This window comes from Acidisoma sibiricum, assembly GCF_057837225.1.
Map to the genome: position 1 here is coordinate 3,383,756 of NZ_CM174445.1, position 18,613 is coordinate 3,402,368.

At 64.6% G+C, this 18,613-nt stretch carries 17 protein-coding genes; 10 read left to right on the forward strand and 7 right to left on the reverse strand.

Going from position 1 to position 18,613, the window contains the following annotated elements:
• Nucleotides 1-17: 17 nt before the first annotated feature.
• Genes AC3G7M_RS16125 through cysE form a run of 3 tightly spaced genes read right to left on the reverse strand, consistent with a single transcriptional unit; the run spans nt 18 to nt 2,985 of the window.
• Entirely contained in the window at nt 18-1,184 is a 1,167-nt protein-coding gene (locus AC3G7M_RS16125; protein ID WP_489213144.1) for a cysteine desulfurase family protein, read from the reverse strand.
• Complete coding sequence (locus tag AC3G7M_RS16130) at nt 1,181-2,308, reverse strand: cysteine desulfurase family protein (RefSeq protein WP_489213145.1); 1,128 nt, start codon at nt 2,306-2,308, stop codon at nt 1,181-1,183. Before AC3G7M_RS16130 ends, AC3G7M_RS16125 begins: the two co-directional genes overlap by 4 nt.
• On the reverse strand, nt 2,305-2,985 hold the full coding sequence (cysE, locus tag AC3G7M_RS16135; protein WP_489213146.1) for a serine O-acetyltransferase: 681 nt from the start codon (nt 2,983-2,985) through the stop codon (nt 2,305-2,307). Before cysE ends, AC3G7M_RS16130 begins: the two co-directional genes overlap by 4 nt.
• Before the next feature lie 361 nt (nt 2,986-3,346).
• Here cysE and AC3G7M_RS16140 point away from each other — a divergent pair, with 361 nt between their 5' ends.
• Nucleotides 3,347-4,012, forward strand: coding sequence for an alpha/beta hydrolase (locus AC3G7M_RS16140; RefSeq protein WP_489213147.1), 666 nt, complete (start codon nt 3,347-3,349; stop codon nt 4,010-4,012).
• Between the two features lie 80 nt (nt 4,013-4,092).
• Here AC3G7M_RS16140 and AC3G7M_RS16145 read toward each other — a convergent pair whose 3' ends face one another.
• On the reverse strand, nt 4,093-5,241 hold the full coding sequence (locus tag AC3G7M_RS16145) for an alpha-hydroxy acid oxidase (RefSeq protein ID WP_489213148.1): 1,149 nt from the start codon (nt 5,239-5,241) through the stop codon (nt 4,093-4,095).
• Nucleotides 5,238-6,164 (reverse strand): LysR substrate-binding domain-containing protein, encoded by a 927-nt coding sequence (locus AC3G7M_RS16150; protein ID WP_489213149.1) that lies wholly within the window; start codon nt 6,162-6,164, stop codon nt 5,238-5,240. Before AC3G7M_RS16150 ends, AC3G7M_RS16145 begins: the two co-directional genes overlap by 4 nt.
• 376 nt (nt 6,165-6,540) lie before the next feature.
• On the opposite strand from AC3G7M_RS16150, the gene AC3G7M_RS16155 reads away from it, so the two are divergent.
• The 6 genes from AC3G7M_RS16155 (at nt 6,541) to AC3G7M_RS16180 (ending at nt 12,806) form a co-directional block, all read left to right on the forward strand.
• Nucleotides 6,541-8,205, forward strand: coding sequence for an ABC transporter substrate-binding protein (locus AC3G7M_RS16155; protein WP_489213150.1), 1,665 nt, complete (start codon nt 6,541-6,543; stop codon nt 8,203-8,205).
• A gap of 26 nt (nt 8,206-8,231) precedes the next feature.
• Nucleotides 8,232-9,191: an ABC transporter permease gene (locus AC3G7M_RS16160; protein WP_489213151.1), complete on the forward strand. Its 960-nt coding sequence runs from the start codon at nt 8,232-8,234 to the stop codon at nt 9,189-9,191.
• Complete coding sequence (locus AC3G7M_RS16165; RefSeq protein WP_489213152.1) at nt 9,188-10,075, forward strand: ABC transporter permease; 888 nt, start codon at nt 9,188-9,190, stop codon at nt 10,073-10,075. Before AC3G7M_RS16160 ends, AC3G7M_RS16165 begins: the two co-directional genes overlap by 4 nt.
• Nucleotides 10,068-12,104, forward strand: a complete 2,037-nt coding sequence (locus AC3G7M_RS16170; protein ID WP_489213153.1) for an ABC transporter ATP-binding protein — start codon at nt 10,068-10,070, stop codon at nt 12,102-12,104. Before AC3G7M_RS16165 ends, AC3G7M_RS16170 begins: the two co-directional genes overlap by 8 nt.
• A gap of 68 nt (nt 12,105-12,172) precedes the next feature.
• A complete protein-coding gene (locus tag AC3G7M_RS16175) occupies nt 12,173-12,466 on the forward strand; it encodes a hypothetical protein (protein ID WP_489213154.1) in 294 nt (97 codons plus the stop codon).
• 97 nt (nt 12,467-12,563) lie between these two features.
• Nucleotides 12,564-12,806: a type II toxin-antitoxin system PemK/MazF family toxin gene (locus AC3G7M_RS16180; RefSeq protein ID WP_489213155.1), complete on the forward strand. Its 243-nt coding sequence runs from the start codon at nt 12,564-12,566 to the stop codon at nt 12,804-12,806.
• 28 nt (nt 12,807-12,834) lie between these two features.
• Here the strand turns inward: AC3G7M_RS16180 and AC3G7M_RS16185 are convergent, their stop codons facing one another.
• The gene (locus tag AC3G7M_RS16185) at nt 12,835-13,653 is read right to left on the reverse strand and encodes a bestrophin-like domain (protein WP_489213156.1); all 819 of its coding nucleotides are present in this window, start codon (nt 13,651-13,653) and stop codon (nt 12,835-12,837) included.
• Nucleotides 13,654-13,769: 116 nt separating this feature from the next.
• Between AC3G7M_RS16185 and AC3G7M_RS16190 the strand changes: the two genes are divergently transcribed.
• On the forward strand, nt 13,770-14,477 hold the full coding sequence (locus AC3G7M_RS16190; RefSeq protein ID WP_489213157.1) for a MarC family protein: 708 nt from the start codon (nt 13,770-13,772) through the stop codon (nt 14,475-14,477).
• 12 nt (nt 14,478-14,489) lie between these two features.
• Nucleotides 14,490-15,185, forward strand: a complete 696-nt coding sequence (locus AC3G7M_RS16195; RefSeq protein ID WP_489213158.1) for a MarC family protein — start codon at nt 14,490-14,492, stop codon at nt 15,183-15,185.
• On the opposite strand, the gene AC3G7M_RS16200 is transcribed toward AC3G7M_RS16195, so the two are convergent.
• On the reverse strand, nt 15,182-16,474 hold the full coding sequence (locus AC3G7M_RS16200; RefSeq protein ID WP_489213159.1) for an MFS transporter: 1,293 nt from the start codon (nt 16,472-16,474) through the stop codon (nt 15,182-15,184). The genes AC3G7M_RS16195 and AC3G7M_RS16200 overlap by 4 nt on opposite strands.
• A 226-nt stretch (nt 16,475-16,700) precedes the next feature.
• On the opposite strand from AC3G7M_RS16200, the gene AC3G7M_RS16205 reads away from it, so the two are divergent.
• Nucleotides 16,701-18,608, forward strand: coding sequence for a hypothetical protein (locus AC3G7M_RS16205; protein ID WP_489213160.1), 1,908 nt, complete (start codon nt 16,701-16,703; stop codon nt 18,606-18,608).
• Nucleotides 18,609-18,613: the final 5 nt, after the last annotated feature.

Below are 18,613 nucleotides of genomic sequence, written 5' to 3' on the forward strand. Positions count from 1 at the left end.
GACCGGCGGAAAACCTGTCATTCCGCCGCAGCGGCGTGGTGTGCCTGGGCTGCTGCAATAAGCTGAGCTGCGGCCCGATCAATATCGGCGTCGGAGGTAAATCGTCCTATCCCAATGCGCAAGCTGCGGAGGGCCGCTTCGGCCGGCAGGCCGATCGCCGTCAGCACGTGACTGGCACCCACTGAGCCGTCGGCTGCACCAGTGCAGGCTGAGCTGGAGGAGAGGCAAAGCTCTGGCACAGCGGCCAGAATCGCCGCCGCGCTCCGCCCCGGGAAGGTCAGGTTGAGATTGCCCGCGACGCGGCTTTCAGCGTCGCCGTTCATCACCAGGTCAGGGATTCCGGCCCGCAAAAGGGCCAATAGGCGCTGGGCCTGGGCAAGAATGCGCCCGGTTTCGGCCGGACCTTCGCTTCGCGCCAGGCGCGCGGCCTCACCAAAGGCCACGATCAGCGGGACCGGCAAAGTGCCGGAGCGCAACCCCCGCTCCTGCCCGCCGCCGGCGATCAGAGGGCTGATGCGCATGCGTGGGCGGCGGCGCAGATAGAGCGCACCGATGCCCTTCGGCCCATACATTTTATGGGCAGAGAGGGAGAGCAGATCGGCCGGGATCTCAATCATATCGAGCGGCAGGCGTCCGCCCGCCTGGGCTGCATCGATATGAAAGGACGCGCCCGCTGCTTTCACCATTCGGCCAAGCGCGGACAGATCCTGAATCACGCCGATCTCATTATTCACGGCCATGATGGAGACAAGCAGCGTCGGCACGGCCAGCGCATCGGCCAGAATCTGCGGGTCCAACAGCCCGTTCGCCTGCACCGGCAGGACGACCGGCTCAAACCCTTCCTCGGCCAGAGCCCGCACAGGGTCGAGCACGGCATGATGCTCGGTCGCGAGGGTGATGACACGGCGGCGGTCATTGCCCATGGCCCGCGCGAAGCGGGCGGCGCCGAAAATGGCAAGGTTATTCGATTCGGTGGCGCCGGAGGTGAAGATGATCTCGGATGCAGCCGCGCCGATCAGGGCTGCCACCTCAGCCCGCGCCGCCTCAACGGCGGCGGCGGCCTTGCGCCCCATGCCATGCTCGACACTGCCGGCATTGCCGAAATGTTCGGTGAACCAGGGCAGCATGGCCGCGACCACCCGCGGGTCGCAAGGCGTCGTCGCGTGATTGTCGAGATAGATCATGCTGCGCGGCCCGCATGGGCGCGGCCGCCCATGCGGGCCGCCATGGCCTGATAGGCCAGGATGAAGGCCGCCGCATCATCCTCGGTCGCGGACCAGGGCAGCGAGACGCGAATCGCCTGGGCGGACAGATCCCCCGCGCCCATCGCCTCCAGCACGTGGCTGCGCGCGACCTTGCCCGAGGAGCACGCCGCACCGGCCGAGACGGAGATACCGGCGAGATCAAGGGCAATCACCTGCGCCTCGGCCCGCGCGCCGGGCAAGGCAAGGCAGGTCGTATTAGGCAGGCGCGCGCTGCCGCCACCGATGACGATGGCGCCGGCAGCGACCGCCGCCGCCTCCATCCTGTCCCGGAGCGGCGCCAGACGCGCCGCATCCTGCGGCCGGCAGGCCGCGGCGGCCGCCGCAAAACCGGCGATATTGGGCAGCGCATGGGTGCCGCCACGGCGTCCCCGTTCCTGCCCGCCGCCCAAAACCAGCGGAGTCAGGCGCTCGGCGGCCTCTGAGGTCAGCATCAGCGCGCCCGCGCCCGGCGGCCCGCCCAGCTTATGGGCTGAGAGCGTGAGGCAATCGGCGCCGATTGAAGCCAGATCCACGTCCATGCGGCCCGCGCCCTGCACCCCGTCGACATGGAACAAAGTGCCGGCCGCGCGGCAAAGCCGCGCAATCTCAGCTACAGGCTGGATGGTGCCGGTCTCATTATTGGCGAGCATGACCGAAACCAGCGCCGCGGGCTCACTCGCCAGGAGAGCTGCAAGGGTGTCGAGACTCAGCACGCCCTCCCGATCGACCGGCAGCACGCCGGCCGCCTCACCGGCCGCCGCGATCACGGCGGCATGTTCGGTGGCACCGCGCAGAATCCGGCCACCGCGCGCGAGGCCATGGATGGCGATGGCATTGGCCTCCGTGCCGCCGGAGGTGAAGACGAGGTGGCGAGCAAGGCCACCGAAACGGCCAGCGATCACCTCCCGCGCATCTTCCAGGATTTTGCGCGCGGCGCGGCCGTCGCCATGGATCGACGATGGATTACCGAGTGTATCCAGCGCCCCCAGCACCGCGGACCGCGCCTCCGGCCGCAGCGGCTCTGTCGCATTGGCGTCCAGATAGACGCGCGGCGCCAGGGTCATTCGGCAGGTTCCAGGCGCGGATAGGCCAGAGCTGAAAGGGCGGCGACGCGCGTCTCAAGCTCGGCCAATTCGGCCCGCAGGCTCTCAATATCCTGCAGCAGGGGATCGACCGACATTTCCGAGCAGGGCGTGCCGTAGGAGTCGAAACAGGGGTCGCGGTGCTGCCGGTCCAGCGCATTGGCGGGGGCCGCGACCATGGTGGTGCCGGCCGGAACAGGCTTGATGACCAAGGCATTGGCGCCGATGCGGGCGCCGTCGCCTACCGTGATATTCCCCAGCACCTTGGCCCCGGCGCCGATGATCACGTTGTTGCCGATGGTGGGGTGCCGCTTGCCATGGCTGAGGCTGGTGCCCCCCAGCGTCACCTGATGATAGAGCGTGACATCGTCGCCAACGACCGCGGTCTCGCCAATTACCAGGCCCATGCCATGGTCGATGACCAGCCGGCGGCCCAGCCGGGCGGCGGGATGGATTTCAATGCCCGTCAGCCAGCGGCTGATATGGGCTGTAAAACGGGCGGCAGAGGTCCATTTAGCATGCCAAAGACGTTGCGCGAGGCGATGCCACATAACGGCGTGCAGGCCAGGGTAGCAGAACAGAACCTCGACCCCGGAACGGGCGGCAGGGTCCTTTTCCCGGTAGGCGGCAATGCTTTCCCGCAGAAACATAAAGGCCATGCGACATTTCCATATGAATTCGGCAGCCCGGCGCCTTATTATCATGCGTGTCCTCGACATAGGAAAGGCTTTGCCGGGGCAGCTGCCATCCCTTGATGCCTTCCTCTGCTTCCCGTTCACGCCTGGAGGGTGACGCCATAGCGTTTCGCCCAGGCAGGGTCATCGTCAGTCAGCCTTTTCGGAGACCGCCGCACCACGGTCGTGGCGCGGCACGCTGGAGTTTCGGTCCCTGGGATGTGAAGGGGGGCTGCGCGAATTTGAGTGCAGCCGCGGGGACGTGCCGTTATCGAAGGGACTGACTTGTCAGGCCGCTGGGGCAACCCGGGGGCCCAATCGTTATCGAAGATAGGTTTTGAGCGCCATGCCTGAAGTGATGTTCGCCGGCCCAGACGGTCGTTTGGAAGGCCGCTACCACCACAGCAAGGAGACGGGCGCCCCGCTCGCGCTCGTGCTTCACCCGCACCCCCTGCATGGGGGGACGATGAACAACCGTATCACCTATTCGATGTTCCAGGCTTTCCAGCGCCTTGGGTTTTCGGTGATGCGTTTCAACTTCCGCGGCGTCGGCCGCAGCCAGGGCCGCTATGATGGTGGCATCGGCGAGATCAGCGATGCCGCGGGCGCGCTGGACTGGATGCAGTCGGTCAACCCGAACTCGGCCGGTCTCTGGATCGCGGGCTATTCCTTCGGCGCCTTCGTCGGCATGCAGCTGCTGATGCGCCGTCCTGAAATCTCGGGCTGGATCAGCGTCGCCCCGCCGGCGACCCATTACGACTTCGGCTTCCTGGCCCCTTGTCCGACGGGCGGTCTGTTGATCCATGGCGATGCCGACGAAATGGTGGCCGAACCGGGCGTGCGTAAGCTGGTCGACAAGCTGAATACCCAGAAGGGCGTTTCCATCGACTATCGTGTCTATGAGGGCGCGGATCATGTGATGGCGAATTATGCCGACCGCATTGGGACCGACCTGGAAGAGTATGTGCGCCAGACCATGGCGCGCAAGCAGATGGCGCTGGCCGCAGACTGATCGCCCGAATCCTGTGCATGATGCAAACCGGGTAGCATGGCACCATGCCACCCGGTTTGCATATCGAGCCTCTTTAATTCTTAATCGAAATGAACCATAGCGCGGCCGGCGGCGCGCAATTCGGCCACGCTCCGCATGCCCATCAAAGCCAGCGTGCTGTCCAGCTCGGCCGCCAAAAGGCCGATCGCATGCGCGACGCCGGCCTCTCCGCCGGCGGCCAGGCCCCAGGCATAGGGACGGCCGAGCGAAACGGCAGAAGCGCCCAGCGCCAAGGCAAGCGCGATATGCCAGCCGCGGCGAAAGCCGCCATCGACGAGCACATCCAGCTTGCCGCCCACCGCCTCGCCGATGGCGGGCAGCGCCATGATGGTGGAGGACGTACCGTCCAGCTGGCGGCCACCATGATTGGAGACGACAATGCCGTCCGCGCCGGCTTCGGCCGCCCGGCGCGCGTCTTCCGGCTCCATGATGCCCTTGATCACCAGCTTGCGGTTCCAGCGCCGCCGCAGCCAGTCGACATCAGCCCAGTTCAGCGCCGGGTCGATCTGGCGCGCCAGATGGCCGGCCTGTTCCATCACGCCCCGGCCGAAGCCCGCGGCCCGCGCATGCCCGACCTCAGGCCTGCCGTCCCGCATCATGGCCCAGCACCAGGCGGGTCGGCTGAGGATATTGCGCCATTGACCGAGCGTCGGGCGGGTGAGGTTGCGGAAGCCGTTGCGGGCATCGCGTTCCCGCAGCGGGGTCACGGCCGTATCAACGGTCAGGAACAGCGCTTCCGCCCCGGCCGCGTCGGCGCGCGCGATCATCGCCTCCGTCAGCGCCCGATCCTTCAGCACGTAAAGCTGTGAGTAGAGCGTGGTCTCGGGATTGTCCCGCGCGACTTCGTCGATCGGGCGAATGGCGAAGGCCGAGACGCAGCTGGGCACGCCGGCCCGCCCGGCGGCCCGTGCCGCCGCCACCTCACCCCGGCGGCCGAACATGCCGAGGAAGCCGACCGGCCCCAGCATCAGCGGCAAGGCATGCTTGGCGCCCAGGAAGGTCGCGGACAGATCGCGCTCGGCGACATCGCGCAGCACATGCTGGCGCACACGCCAGCGCGCGAAATCGCGCTCATTGGCCGCCCGCGTCAGTTCGCTGTTCGAGCCGCCTTCGATATAATCGGCAAAGATGCGTGGAATGCGCTGAACCGCCGCCAGGCGAAGGTCTTCGATATTATGGCAGTCTTTCATGAAGCCTTCCGCATACCGCGCCCAAGGCGCGCGATCATCCAGGACCGAAACACGCTGATCGCCGGATCGCCGAGATCTTCCGGGTGGAAAGCCAGGTAATAGCCGTAGCCATCTTCCGCGATCGCCTCATAGGGTGCGACCAGCCGCCCGGCGGCGATATCGGCCGCGAACATATCGACATCGGCCAGCACCACCCCCTGCCCCGCCATGGCATATTGCACGGCAAGGGTTACCGTTTCAAAAGCCATGCCCCGGCCGGTATCCAGCGAGAAACCCTGGACACGGGCGAAACGCGCCCAAGGGGCCCCGATGGGCGCCCCCGGCAGTTTGACATGCAGCAGTTCCTGCTGGCGCAGGAAGTCCGGCAAGTCCACGCCGGCCGCGAGACGGGCGACGGCCGGGGCGCAAACCGGACAGACGCGCACCGTCCATAACAGATCGCGTACCGTGTCGCCGCCCTGCGGCCGGTCGTAGACGACCGCGACATCAACCTCTGTCGGCGGCAGGCCGGTGCCAAGGCTGCTCGACACGTCAATCAGGATATCGGGAAATTCGCGGCGGAAGTCGCCCAGAATCGGCAGCGCGACCTGATGCAGGAAGCTTGGGGGCATATGCACGCGCAATCGGCGCTGGTGGCCGGCCTCTTCCTGCTGGATGTCATTCATCACCTCTTCCAGCCGATCGAAGGATTTTCGCACCACCGGCAGCAGCGCGGCACCAGCCGGCGTCAAGGCCAGGCCCGATGGGCGGCGTTCCAGCAAGGGCCGGCCGAGCAAATCTTCGAGCGAAGCGACATGGCGGCTAAGGGCCGACTGCGACACATGCAGACTCTGGGCGCCGCCCGTGAAACTCAGCTGACGGCCAACCGCTTCAAAGGCCCTGAGGGCATTCAGCGGCAGCCACCGCCGGTCAATTACCGCCATTCATTGTCATCCGTCACCATGCGGCACCGAGGCCCCACTACGCCGCTATTGTCTAGGCATTTGCCTAGTGATCGTGCAAGAGACCGCCATACCGCGGCAGGCCCGTCGGTTTTTGCAAGCCGATCGGTCATCGCACCGGCTGGCATCATCCTTGCTGAGACCTTTCCTGAGCCGGCAGAGTGCCCGCGTCTGATCGCAGTCATTGTAATATCGTGCCTTCCGCCGGAAGCATGAGCCATACGAATTGACAAGGGTGGAATTTCCGGCCGTGATCCGTTCCCTTAGCGCATAGGCGCTCAACAAGAATTATCCCACTGCGAAGCCTTTCCGCTTTCCTGCCGTCCTGTCCTGACTGCGGCTCAACCATGAGGGTGCAATGTCCAAGCGCGATAAGCTGATCTCCGCCATCCGCCGAAATCTGTCGGAGGTCGAGAACGACCTCATGGATAATGCCGTCGCAGGCCAAATTGATCGCCGCAGCTTTCTGGCGCATGGCACCCGGCTTGGCCTGTCCCTGCCGCTACTCGGCACGCTGGCGGGCGCGATGGGCATGGGCGCCGTGCGCCCGGCCCGCGCCGACGGCACCATGGGCGGCACCTTGCGCATCGCCATGACCGTGCCGGCCGGCGCCATCGACCCCGTGACGATCGCCGACGACGGGGGCCTGATGGTGATGATGCAAACCGGTGAGTTTCTGTGCGCGCTTAATCCTGATTCAACACTCCGCCCGGTCTTGGCGACCAGCTGGTCGCCCAACCAGGACGGCTCGGTCTGGACGTTCAAGATCCGGCAGAACGTCAAGTTCTCCAACGGAGAGCCGCTGAATGCCGATGCGGTCGTGGCAAGTGTCGAAAGACTGGTCAATCCCAAGAACGCCTCGAACGCGCTGTCTGCCTTCAAGGGCGTTCTCTCGCCTGGCTCATCGAAGAAGATTGACGACTATACGGTCGCATTCCATTTGGACGCGCCGAGCGGCAACTTCCCCTATACGCTTTCCTCCGATAACTATAACCTCGTTATGCTGCCTGCGAATTATACCGGTGGCTTCGAGCAGAGCTTCGTCGGCACCGGCCCGTTCAAGCTTGAAAAATATATCCCGAAGGTCGGCTGTTCCTTCGTGCGAAACGATGGCTACTGGGGGCAGAAGCCCTTCCTCGACCGCATCGAATTCACCTTCTATACCGACATGCAGCCGCAGGTGCTCGCCCTTCAGGGTGGTCAGGTCGATATGCTGGCGCAGATGCCGGTGGCCGCTGGCCGCGCCATTCTGCATGATCCGCAATTCAAGATCATCCGCTGCAAGTCGAGCGCGCATGAGCAGGTGCATATGCAGTGCGACGCCGGACCGTTCCAGGACAAGCGCGTCCGTCAGGCGCTGGCTCTCTCGCTGAACCGCAAGGCTTTAGTGAAGGGCCTGTTCCAGGGCTATGCCGATATCGGCAATGACAGCCCCTTCTGTCCTGCCTTCCCCTCGACCGATCTCTCCGTGCCGCAGCGCGACCAGGATCTCAAGAAAGCCCGCGCGCTGCTGGAACAGGCGGGCGTCGGCCATGGCTTCTCGGTCACGCTGACCACGGAGCAATTCCTGGAAATCCCCGATTACGCCGTGCTCATCCAGAGCTTTGCGAAGAAAATCGGCATCGATATCAAGCTGCATATCGAAAGCCAGGATGCCTATTACGGCAAGGCCGTGCCCGGCCAGTCCGACTGGCTGGACGTCCCGCTCGGCATCACCGATTACGGCAATCGCGGCGTGCCGAACGTCTTCCTCAATGCACCGCTCACCAGCACCGGCACCTGGAATGCCGCGCGCTTCAAGAACCCGACCTATGACGGGCTGGTCACCGATTACGTCAAGGCGCTGGACCTCACCAGCCAGAAGGCCGCATCGGGCAAGATCCAGGCATTGCTGCTGGACGAAACACCGATCATCTTCGGCTATTTCTACAACTATCTCTATGCCACATCGAAAGCCGTCTCGGGTGTATTGCCCGTCGGCGACCGCCCCTTCCTGCAGACGGTCAGCATCGCCCAGAGCTAAGCCACAAAAGGGAGACGACAGCCAGTATGGGTCTGTATCGCGCGATTCTGTACCGGCTGGTTCTGGCGGTCGTCACCCTCCTGCTGCTCAGCATGATCGTCTTTGCCGGGTGCCAGATCCTGCCCGGCGATGTTGGCCGCGCGATCCTGGGCCCCTTCGCCGATGCCCGCGCGGTCGCGGCGTTGAACCATCAGCTTGGCATCGACCGTCCGCTACTCGTGCAATACTGGAGCTGGATCACCGGCATGGCGCAGGGTGACATGGGCATGTCCTATACCTATCGCGCACCGGTGGCACCCTTCATCATCCACGCCATGCTGACTTCGATGAAGCTCGCGGCAATCGCCTTCCTGCTGGTGGTGCCGCTTGGCATTCTGGGCGGTGTCGTCGCGGCCCTGAAGGCGAATAGCTGGATCGACCGCACCATCGTCATCGCGGGACTGTCGGCGACGGTGGTGCCGGAATTCGTCTCCGGCATCGTGCTGATCATGGTCTTCAGCATCTGGCTGCATGTCTTTCCGCTGACAGGCACGGCGCCGCGGCAGGCCGGCGTGCTGACGCAGATCTATTACCTGCTGATGCCCTCGATCCCGCTTTTCATGATTCTGTTCGGCTATATCGCCCGCATGGCGCGCGCCGGCATGATTGAAGCCCTGAACTCCGACTATACGCGGACAGCTGTGCTTAAAGGCCTGACGCGCCGTCAGGTGATCTGGCGGCATGTCATGCGCAATGCGCTGCTGCCGACGATCACCGTCATCGCCACCCAATGCGGCTATCTCATCGGCGGCCTTGTAGTGGTCGAGACGCTGTTCAACTACCACGGCATCGGCAGTCTGATATTCGCCGCGGCGAAGGCAAAGGACTTTCCCATGCTCGCCGCCGGCATCCTGGTCATCGGCACGGTCTATGTCAGCGTCAACCTCATTGCCGACCTGCTCTATTCCGCGCTCAATCCACGCATCTCCTTTGGAGGCCGCGGATGAGCGCACAGGTAACCGTGGCGTCCCCCACCGCCGAACAGGCGATGGAGACGCCCAAGCGCATCTGGCGCGAGCGCGTGTCGATGCTGATGCGCTCGGCGCCCTTCATGGTCGGGATCGCAATTCTGGTGTTCTGGGTTGTGATGGCCATCATCGGGCCGCTCATCGTGCCTTACGGCGCGGACGATACGGATCTGCTGAATACGCTCGGAAGCCCGGACGCCGACCACTGGTTCGGCACTGACCAGTTCGGGCGCGACATCTTCTCCCGCGTCATTGTCGGGTCCCGCGACATTCTGATCGTGGCACCGCTCGCGACGCTGCTGGGTACCCTGGTCGGCACCGTGCTCGGCCTCATCACTGGTTACGCGCGCGGGCTGACCGATGATATCGTCAGCCGCATCGTCGAGGCCTTTCTCGCACTGCCGCTGCTGATCCTCGCCATGCTGGTCATCACCGCCCTAGGCGCGTCTAACGCCACGGTGATCATCGTCATCGGGCTGTCCTTCGGCCTCATCGTCGGCCGCACGGTGCGGGCCGCAGTGCTCGGCGAACGCGATCTCGATTATGTCGCGGCCGCCAATCTGCGCGGCGAAAAGCCCATCTACATTCTGTTCGTGGAAATCCTGCCCAATATCCTGCCGCCCATCCTGGTGGAGACGACAGTGCGGCTGGGCTATGCTATTTTCACCGTGGCCTCGCTCAGCTTCCTGGGCCTCGGCATTCAGCCGCCCTCGCCGGATTGGGGGCTTTCGATTTCGCAGAATTACGGTCTGATCGGCGGCGGCTTTTGGTGGACGGTGCTGTTCTATGCGCTGGCCATCGGCAGCCTGGTCGTCGGCGTCAATCTCACAGCGGATGGTGTGCAATCGGTGATCGATGCTTGACGCGCTGAGCCCCATGCAGGACGCAACCGCCGCAGCGCTAGAGGTGCGCGATCTCGACATCGCCTATCGCGTGCGCCGCCGCGACCGGCAGGTCATCCGCGGCCTCTCCTTCCGTATCGGCCAGGGCGAGACCTTCGGGCTTGTAGGCGAGTCCGGCTGTGGCAAGTCAACCGTCGCCCTCGCGGTGGCCCGCTATCTGCCCGACAATGGCCGCGTGCGCACGGGCTCGATCCATATCGGCGGCGAAGATGCGCTGGCCATGAAGGGGGAGATGCTCCGCCGCTTCCGCACGCGCAGCATCTCCATGGTCTATCAGGACCCCGGCCGCGCGCTGAACCCGTCCATCCGTATCGGTGCGCAGCTGGCCGAGGTTTTCGAGGTCGCGGGCGTGCCGGTCTCCGAACGCATGGACCGGGTGGAGGCCATTCTCAACCGTGTGCGCATCGTCGATGCCGGACGGGTGATGAGCCGCTATCCGCACCAGCTCTCGGGCGGCATGCTGCAGCGTGTCGTCATTGCCATGGCGCTGGCCGTGGACCCGACACTGCTCATTCTGGATGAGCCGACAACGGCGCTGGATGCGACCGTCGAAGCCGAAGTGCTGGATCTGATCGAGGCCCTGCGGGCGGAGATGGGCAGTTCCGTGCTCTTCATCGGCCATAACCTGGCCGTCATCCGCCGCATGTGCGCGCGCGTCGGTGTGCTTTATGCCGGCACGCTGGTCGAGGAAGGGCCGACACGCGAGATTTTCAGCGCGCCCCGCCACCCCTATACGGTCGGCCTGCTGCGCTGCCTGCCGCGGCCGGGATTGTCCAAGCATCTGACCCGGCTGGATACTATTCCGGGCTTTTTGCCGACCAGCCTGGCAGATGTGCAGGGCTGCGTTTTCGCGCCGCGCTGCGGTCTGGCGCAGGATCTCTGCCGCACCGATGAACCGCCGCTGATCCCGGTCGCAGACGGGCGTGTCAGCCGCTGCCATTTTCATGAGCAGGCGCCGGACCTGCCGCGCACCACGCCGCCCGCGCCGCCCACGAACCGCAAGAAGATTCCGGCCTTCCGGCCGGTGATCCGTGCCGCCAATATCAGCAAGACCTTCGGCCATGCCGGTGCCCCGGTCTATGCCCTGCGGGATGTCTCGGTCGAAATCTGGCCGGGTGAGACGCTGGGACTGGTGGGTGAATCCGGCAGCGGCAAGACGACGCTTGCCAAGCTCATCATGGGCCTGACTCCGCCGGACGATAACGGCGTCATCGAGCTGAACGGGCAGCGCCTCGCCCACCTCGCGACCGCGCGGCAGCCGTCCGATCTGGAAGCCTTGCAGATCGTCTTCCAAAACCCGGATGCGGCGCTCAATCGCAGCCAGACCATCCGGGGCATCATCAGCCGGCCGATGAAAAAGCTGGGCGGCTATCGGGGTGCCGCCCTGGCTGACCGGCTACGCGGCCTGATGAGCCATATCCGCCTGGCCGAGCGCTATCTGCCCATGCGGCCGCGGCAGCTGTCGGGCGGCTTGAAGCAGCGCGTGGCGATTGCGCGCGCCTTTGCCGGCGATCCGCGCATCGTCGTCTGCGATGAGCCAACCTCGGCGCTCGACGTCTCGGTGCAGGCGGCCATCCTCAACCTGCTGGCCGATCTGCAGGCCGAGCAGGGTGTCAGCTACCTCTTCGTCTCTCATGACCTGCGCGTCGTGCGCTATATCTCCGACCGGATCGCGGTGCTCTATCTCGGTCGACTGATGGAAATCGGCCCGGCCGAGGCGGTCTTCAACGGACCGCATCACCCCTATACGGAAAGCCTGATGGCGGCCTCTGCGGCGGAGGAAGCCACCGGCCAGCTGCGGCTGCAGGGCGAAATCCCGAGTGCCATGCGGCCGCCCTCAGGCTGCGTCTTTCATACCCGCTGTCCGCGGAAAATCGGCGCGATTTGCGAGACGACGGAGCCCGCGCTGATCCAGCGCGAGGGCGACCACGGCATCCGCTGCCACCTGGAGCTTGGGCAGATGGGCCGGGCGATAGTGATTGAGGGGTGACGCCACTGCGTCGTTGAGTGCATTATGTAACTGCATTATAACTACATAAAGCAGTTACGGATGCTTTCATGTCTCGCACTAGCCAGAATCCAAAGGATACCAGCTTCAACCTGCGGATAGACCCAGCGTTGAAGGCTGCCTTCACGGCCGCGGCTGAGGCGGAAGACCGGCCCGCCGCGCAGGTCGTCCGGGATTTCATGCGGGCCTATGTAAAACAACGGGAACGGCGCGCCTTCGAGACTGAGGCCCGGCGGCAATCGCTGCTGATTGCCGCCGCGGCACGCGACCCTGCGCGGGACGATCATGCCGTCATGCGTGAGATCGACACCGAGCTTGAGGACGAGCGGTTTTGGCACGAATGACGAGCGCCGCACGCGGTGATCTGGTGACGATCGCGGTCGGCGGCGACTATGGCAAACCACGCCCGCGCTTGTGATTCAGGCGAATGCCTTTAGCGCCTTGCCATCCATCACCGTGCTGCGGCTTTCGAGCGATCTGGTCGCCGCACCTTTGACCCGCTTGACCGTGGAACCCTCGGCTGAAAACGGGCTGCGCTGCACATCTCAGATCATGATCGACAAGGCCGTATCGGTTCCCAGGGAGAAGATCGGCCAAGCCGTCGGAAAGCTGGATGACGCCACACTGTCCTCCGTCAGCCGCGCACTGATGGCCTTTCTAGGCTTGGATGCCATGACGACCTGAAGCCTCGCGGTATCGCTCGAAAGCGCTCTCACTTCCCCGGCTTGGGATAATCCATCGTCTCCACTGCCATAGTCAGCGCCTGGAAGGGCTCGACCGAGACATGGCTGGAGCCGAGGAAGGGATTGTCGAGCAGCACGATGACGATGAGCACGAGGCCGATGGAGGCGCCGAGCAACCCGACCATGGCAGCGTGCATCACCAGCCGCACCGCCCCGAATAAACAGCTGAAACCGATGAGAATGCCGGCACCGATGGTGAGGTTCCACCAGACCACGGCGGGCAGATCGTCCTGGGCTGCATGAAAGCGTCCGCGCCGCACGTCATAAAGCTTCGTCAGCGTATTCAGCATCGTGCTTTGCGCCGCGAGGCCAGGTCCGTCGCCCGGCGCGTAGGCAACCAGTGCGAGATGAAAATCATCCAGAATGCGCCAGCCTTTGAGATGTGACGGCATCGCCGCTTCCATATGCGGCCATTCCTTCTGCACGACCGTTTCGGTGTAGTCGAACAGGTCCTTGCGCAGATGCAGGGCAAGCTCAGGCGGCAGGCTGATGGTGTCGCGATACAGATCGTCCACCATATTGGCTTCCGTCTGCACCAGATTGCCGACCTCCGCGTAACTCTCCCAAACGGCGACCGCGATGAAGGCCAGCAGCACAGCATAGATGACGCCGACGATCGCGAGTACGAAACCTGCCAGGTCATTATGCTGGCTGCGCAGACGATGCGGGATCACGGCATGGATCAGCAACAGCGCGCCGATAGCGAGCGCCGCCGACCCGACCACGGCGATCAGCACGGCCAGGCTCGTGGGCATCAGGCACAGAAATTGCGCAAAGCCTGCAAGCATTGAACGGCCCTTCCCGTGTCAGTACGTTTATACGCGAAGCTGGATCAATGCGTTACCTTGACCGCGCCGCCCGACCTGTCCTTGATAATACCGTGTAAAAACGAATGGGAGACCGGATGCCATCCATCGTCCTGCCTCTCGCCGCGGCGGATTTTTATCACACCGTCCTGCTCGCCTTTTCGGCGCTCTTCGCGATCGTCAATCCTCTCGTCAATGCCATCATCTTCGGGCAGATCACGGCTGACCGAACGCATGCCGAGCGGATGCGGCTGGCCCGGCGAGTCGGCCTCTATTCCCTCGCTCTGCTGCTCTTCTCGCTCTGGGTCAGCTCCTATGTGCTCAATTTCTTCGGCATCTCGCTCGGCGCGCTGCAGGTGGCGGGAGGATTGATCATCGCCGTCGGTGCCTGGCGCCTGCTGCATGCCCCGGAACAGCGCGAAGCCGAGAAACAGACCCAGGTGCGGCAGGACGGCCGCACGGTCGCGGCCGAGAACGTCAACGACATCGCCTTCTTTCCCGTCAGCATCCCGTTCACGATCGGACCGGGCACCATCTCGGTCTGCATAACGCTCAGCGCGAACCGTCCGACGAATGGCAGTCCGCTGCCTTATCTTCTGGCGCTGAGCGCGTCTGCCATCCTCATGGCAGTGACGATCTGGATCATCTTCAGCTTCGCCGATCGCACAGCGCCCGTCTTTGGCCGCACCGGCACGCGCGCCATCACGAGGCTGTTCGCGCTACTGCTGCTTTGTATCGGCGTGCAGATTGTAGCCGCCGGTGTCGAGGCGCTGCTGCTGCCGATGATCGCGGCGGCCAAGGGCTGAGAGGCGACGGGCATGGCATTCATCTCATCCCTCGGCGCCTTTTCGACCCTGCCACAGGGCCTGCTGCTCGGCTTTCCGGCGCTGTTTTCGATCACCGATCCGATCGGCAACTCGGTCATTTTCAGCCAGATGACAGCAGACCGCAGCATCCCCGAGCGGCGCGTCATTGCCATCCGTGTCGGCCTTTACGCGGCGATCTTCCTGCTCGCCGCCCTATGGGCGGGTTCGCCAGTACTGCATTTCTTCGGCGTCACCCTGCCCGCGCTGAAAGTCGGTGGCGGGCTGGTCGTCGCGGCCAATGGCTGGCGATTGCTGTTCTCCGAAGAAGAGCAGGCGCCAGGGGAAGATGAGTCTCCTTCCCTGCGCCCCTCAGCCGCCGACTTCGCCTTTTTTCCCATCACCATGCCGCTGGTCGTGGGCCCGGGCGCCATTTCGGTCGCCATCACCCTCGGCGCGGCAACGCCACCGGGGCTGCAACTTCCGTATCTCGCGGGCGCGTCGCTTGCGGCGCTGATCGTCTGCGCCATCATCGTCCTGCTGTTCCGCTCGGCCGGTCTCATCGGGCGCGCACTGGGCCCCGCTGGCTCCCGCGCCGTGAAGCGGCTGGTGGCGCTGCTGCTGCTTTCGATCGGCGTGCAGATCATGGCGCTCGGCCTGCAGGCATTGCTGGTGCCTTTCCTGCAGAGCGCGCTCCACACCGCGCCTTAAGCCGGCAGATCCACAACCTGGCGCCGCGGCAAGGTCAGCGCCGCCAGCAAAGCAAGCGCCGCCCACACGATCAGATACAGCGCGGGCGCCATCGGGTGACGGTCATGGGGATTAACCAGCGCCGCGGCGACGAGCGGTGAGAGACCGCCCCCCAATGCCGCGCCCAGATTGTAACTGACGGCGACGGCCGAGCATCGCGCCGTGCGTCCCATGCTCTCAGCCAGGACCGCGGGCAGTGGTGCGCCCACGATCATCAGCAAAGCCGCAAGCCCCACCTGCCCCGCCAATACTTTCAGCTCGACATGATGGCTGGAGAACAACCGGAACAGCGGCCAGGTCAATAAAACGAGGCCGCTGAAACCCAGGATGATCATGATGCGGCGGCCGATGCGGTCCGACAGATGACCGAACAGCGGCACCAGAAGCACGCAGACGAACAGGGAGGTCGTGTTGATCGTGAAAATGCCGAAGCCGGCCAGCCCGTCCACCTCGCTGGCAAAGGTCACGAAATAGACGAAGAGAATGTAGAAATACGCGAGCAAGGCACCGCTGAGCAGAAATCCGCGCAGCATCGCCCGCCAATCGGCGCGAAACGCGGCGAGCAAGGGAAACGCGGCACGCGCCGGCCGCGCTTGCGGCTCCGTCAGCTGCAGCCGCCGCAGCCAGAACACGAAGCCGCCCAGCACGATGCCAAACAGAAACGGCAGCCGCCAGCCCCAGGCCACCACCGCGTCAGCGGGCAGGATGAGGGTGATCGCCATCCCCATACAGGAGCCGAGCAGCGTGCCGAGCGTGCCCCCCATCGCGGCCAGGCTGCTGACCAGGCCGCGCCGCTGCGGCTTACTGGATTCCGCGAGGAAGGTGATGGAGGCGGAGTATTCGCCGCCCACCGACAGGCCCTGTAGCAAGCGCAGAAGAATGAGCAGCAGCGGCGCCGCCAGGCCTAAGCTCGCATAGGTCGGCAGGCAGCCGATTAGGAAAGTTGCCGCCGCCATCATGATGGATGACAGCGTCAGCGCGCGCCCACGGCCGAACCGGTCTGCGATATGCCCGAAGACGATGCCGCCCAGCGGGCGCATGAAGAAGGCTGCCGCGAAGACGCTGAAGGCCGACAGAAGGGAGACGATATGATCTGAATTGGGAAAGAAATTGCGCCCGAACGTGGCTGCAAAAAAGCCGTAGGCCCCAAAATCATACCATTCCAGAATATTGCCGACGGCACCCGCGAGTATCGTCAGACGCGGCACGCCTCCCTGCTGCGGCAATGCCTCTGCGACCCGTCCCGCCATCTCTCGCTCCTGCTCGGATAGGATTTACTAAACAGGTCCAGGCCGCTGGCGCCAAGGGGCGTTTCAGCCGCAAACGGGCACTTTCCGGCCCCGCATCTGCCACTGGCACCGCCCTATCCGCGGCTGCACACCGGTCCGCGGTGCCATGCATTTGCGGGTCCCGCCTCTTGCGCGCATGGCGCCGCCAATGGAGAAGAGGAACCCAGACCGCAGGAGCGAAAAGACAGTGCCGTTCAAAAAAGCACGCATTGCGATCCCGTCCCTGATTGTCCTGGTCGCGGTCGCGGCTGGGGGCGCCCAGCTTTGGGCAGAGCGCCAGGCGCGCCTGCGCGTGGATGAGACGCTGGCGGCTCTGCCCGCCGGCGCGACGGGCCATTATGACAGCCTCGGCTACAACCTGTTCACGCAGACGCTGCGTCTCTCAGGCTTCACCGTGCAGCGCGCCGGCCAGCCGCAGCTCGCGATCCGGGACCTGGTGCTGCATCATCTCTCCGGCGATGGTTCGACCCAGAATCCCTATCATACGGGGACGGTGACCCTGGTCGGCATCGATGTCTGGCGTGGCACCCATCATGTCAAAATCGGCACTATCGCGGCGAAGGATATGGCGATCCTTGCCCCCGGAGAGCCCGTACCCGCCGGCACGCCGCGCTGGCTGACCGCACCTGAGGACGGCACGCCCATCGCCTTCGGCACCGTCCAGGCCGACACCATCAGCGACGACCAGGGCACCAGCATCGTCGCCCTGTCGCTGTCGAATTATATGAGCGGACAACTGCGCGACATGAGCTTCAGCCACTATGCTGATCGCCGCGGCAATACGATCGAAAGCGCGGCAGCAGCCGCCATCGATCTCGACGCGCTGGACCGCGTTTTCAATCCGGCGCGCTATACCCCGGACGCGCCTTCCTGGGCCACACCGCGCCCGCTGCTCGGGCATTTGGAAATCGCCAACCTTGTCGCCAAAGGCGAGCGTGGCGTCAGCCAGTTTGACCATCTGACGATCGACGGTCTGACCGGCCGCCCCTTCGCCTCGGCGCCAACCCCGGAGACCGTAAAGACCGAGGCCTTCGCACGGGACGCGGCGCAAGCCATTGGTATTGGCAATGCGACACTGCTCAACCTGAGCGTGCAGGACAACCGCACGACCGCAACCGTCACGACGGATGATCCGGCGGAAGCTGGGGGTATTGTCAATCCAGGGGTGGTCGGCCTGCAAAACGCTCAGACGGCGACGACCGTCACGATCGGCCACATGGCGCTCACCGGCTATACGGACGGCGCCCTCGGCCGGTTCACGCTCGGCCATGTGGCGGTTCAGGAGAATGGCAAGGCGGCCGCCAGCCTCGAGCATGTCGAACTTAATGGATTGGTGACAACCGCCCTGCTGCATGCCCCCCCGGACGCTTCGCTGGATACGCTGCTGGCTACCGCCCAAAACGGCGGCGTGAAGCTCTCGGGCCTCAATATCGCCGGTCTTGAACTGTCCTTGCCGACCGGCGGCACCGTCCAGCTGAAGGATCTGAAGGACAGCGTCTCTTACGGCAGCAGCGTCCAGACGGAGATGACCATGAACGGCCTGAGCGTTCCGGCAAGCGCGACACCGGAATTGCATGAATTGCTGCAGCCTCTGGACATAGACCCGCTGGTGCTTTCGGCCGCCGAGACAGGCAGCTACAACCCCACCACCGGCGACAGCCACATCGCGTCATCCACGCTTGCCGCCCAGGACCTCGGCAGCCTGAGCCTGAGTGGGGACTTCACCAACTTGCCGCACGGCCTTGGCGCGGATGGCGATGTCATGGCAGCTTTGGGTCAGACGAAAATCGGCGCGTTCCGCGTCAGTTTCAGCAATGAGAGCCTGGTGCAGCGCATCATCGCGATGCTGGCCAAACAGTCCGGCAAGACACCGGCCGAGATGACGGACGGCGCCCGTGCGGCTGCGGCCTTCTTTGCCGCGACCCTGGTGCCGGATCAGGCCGATGCCGGGCAGCAGATCGCGAACTTCCTGGCCAACCCAAAGACGGTGACCCTGACGGCCGCACCTGCCGCTCCGGTGCCGGTCTCCGCCTTCACATCCAGCAATCTGCGCGCGGCGCAGGCGGCGCTGAACCTGCATCTAACGGCGGATTGAACAGC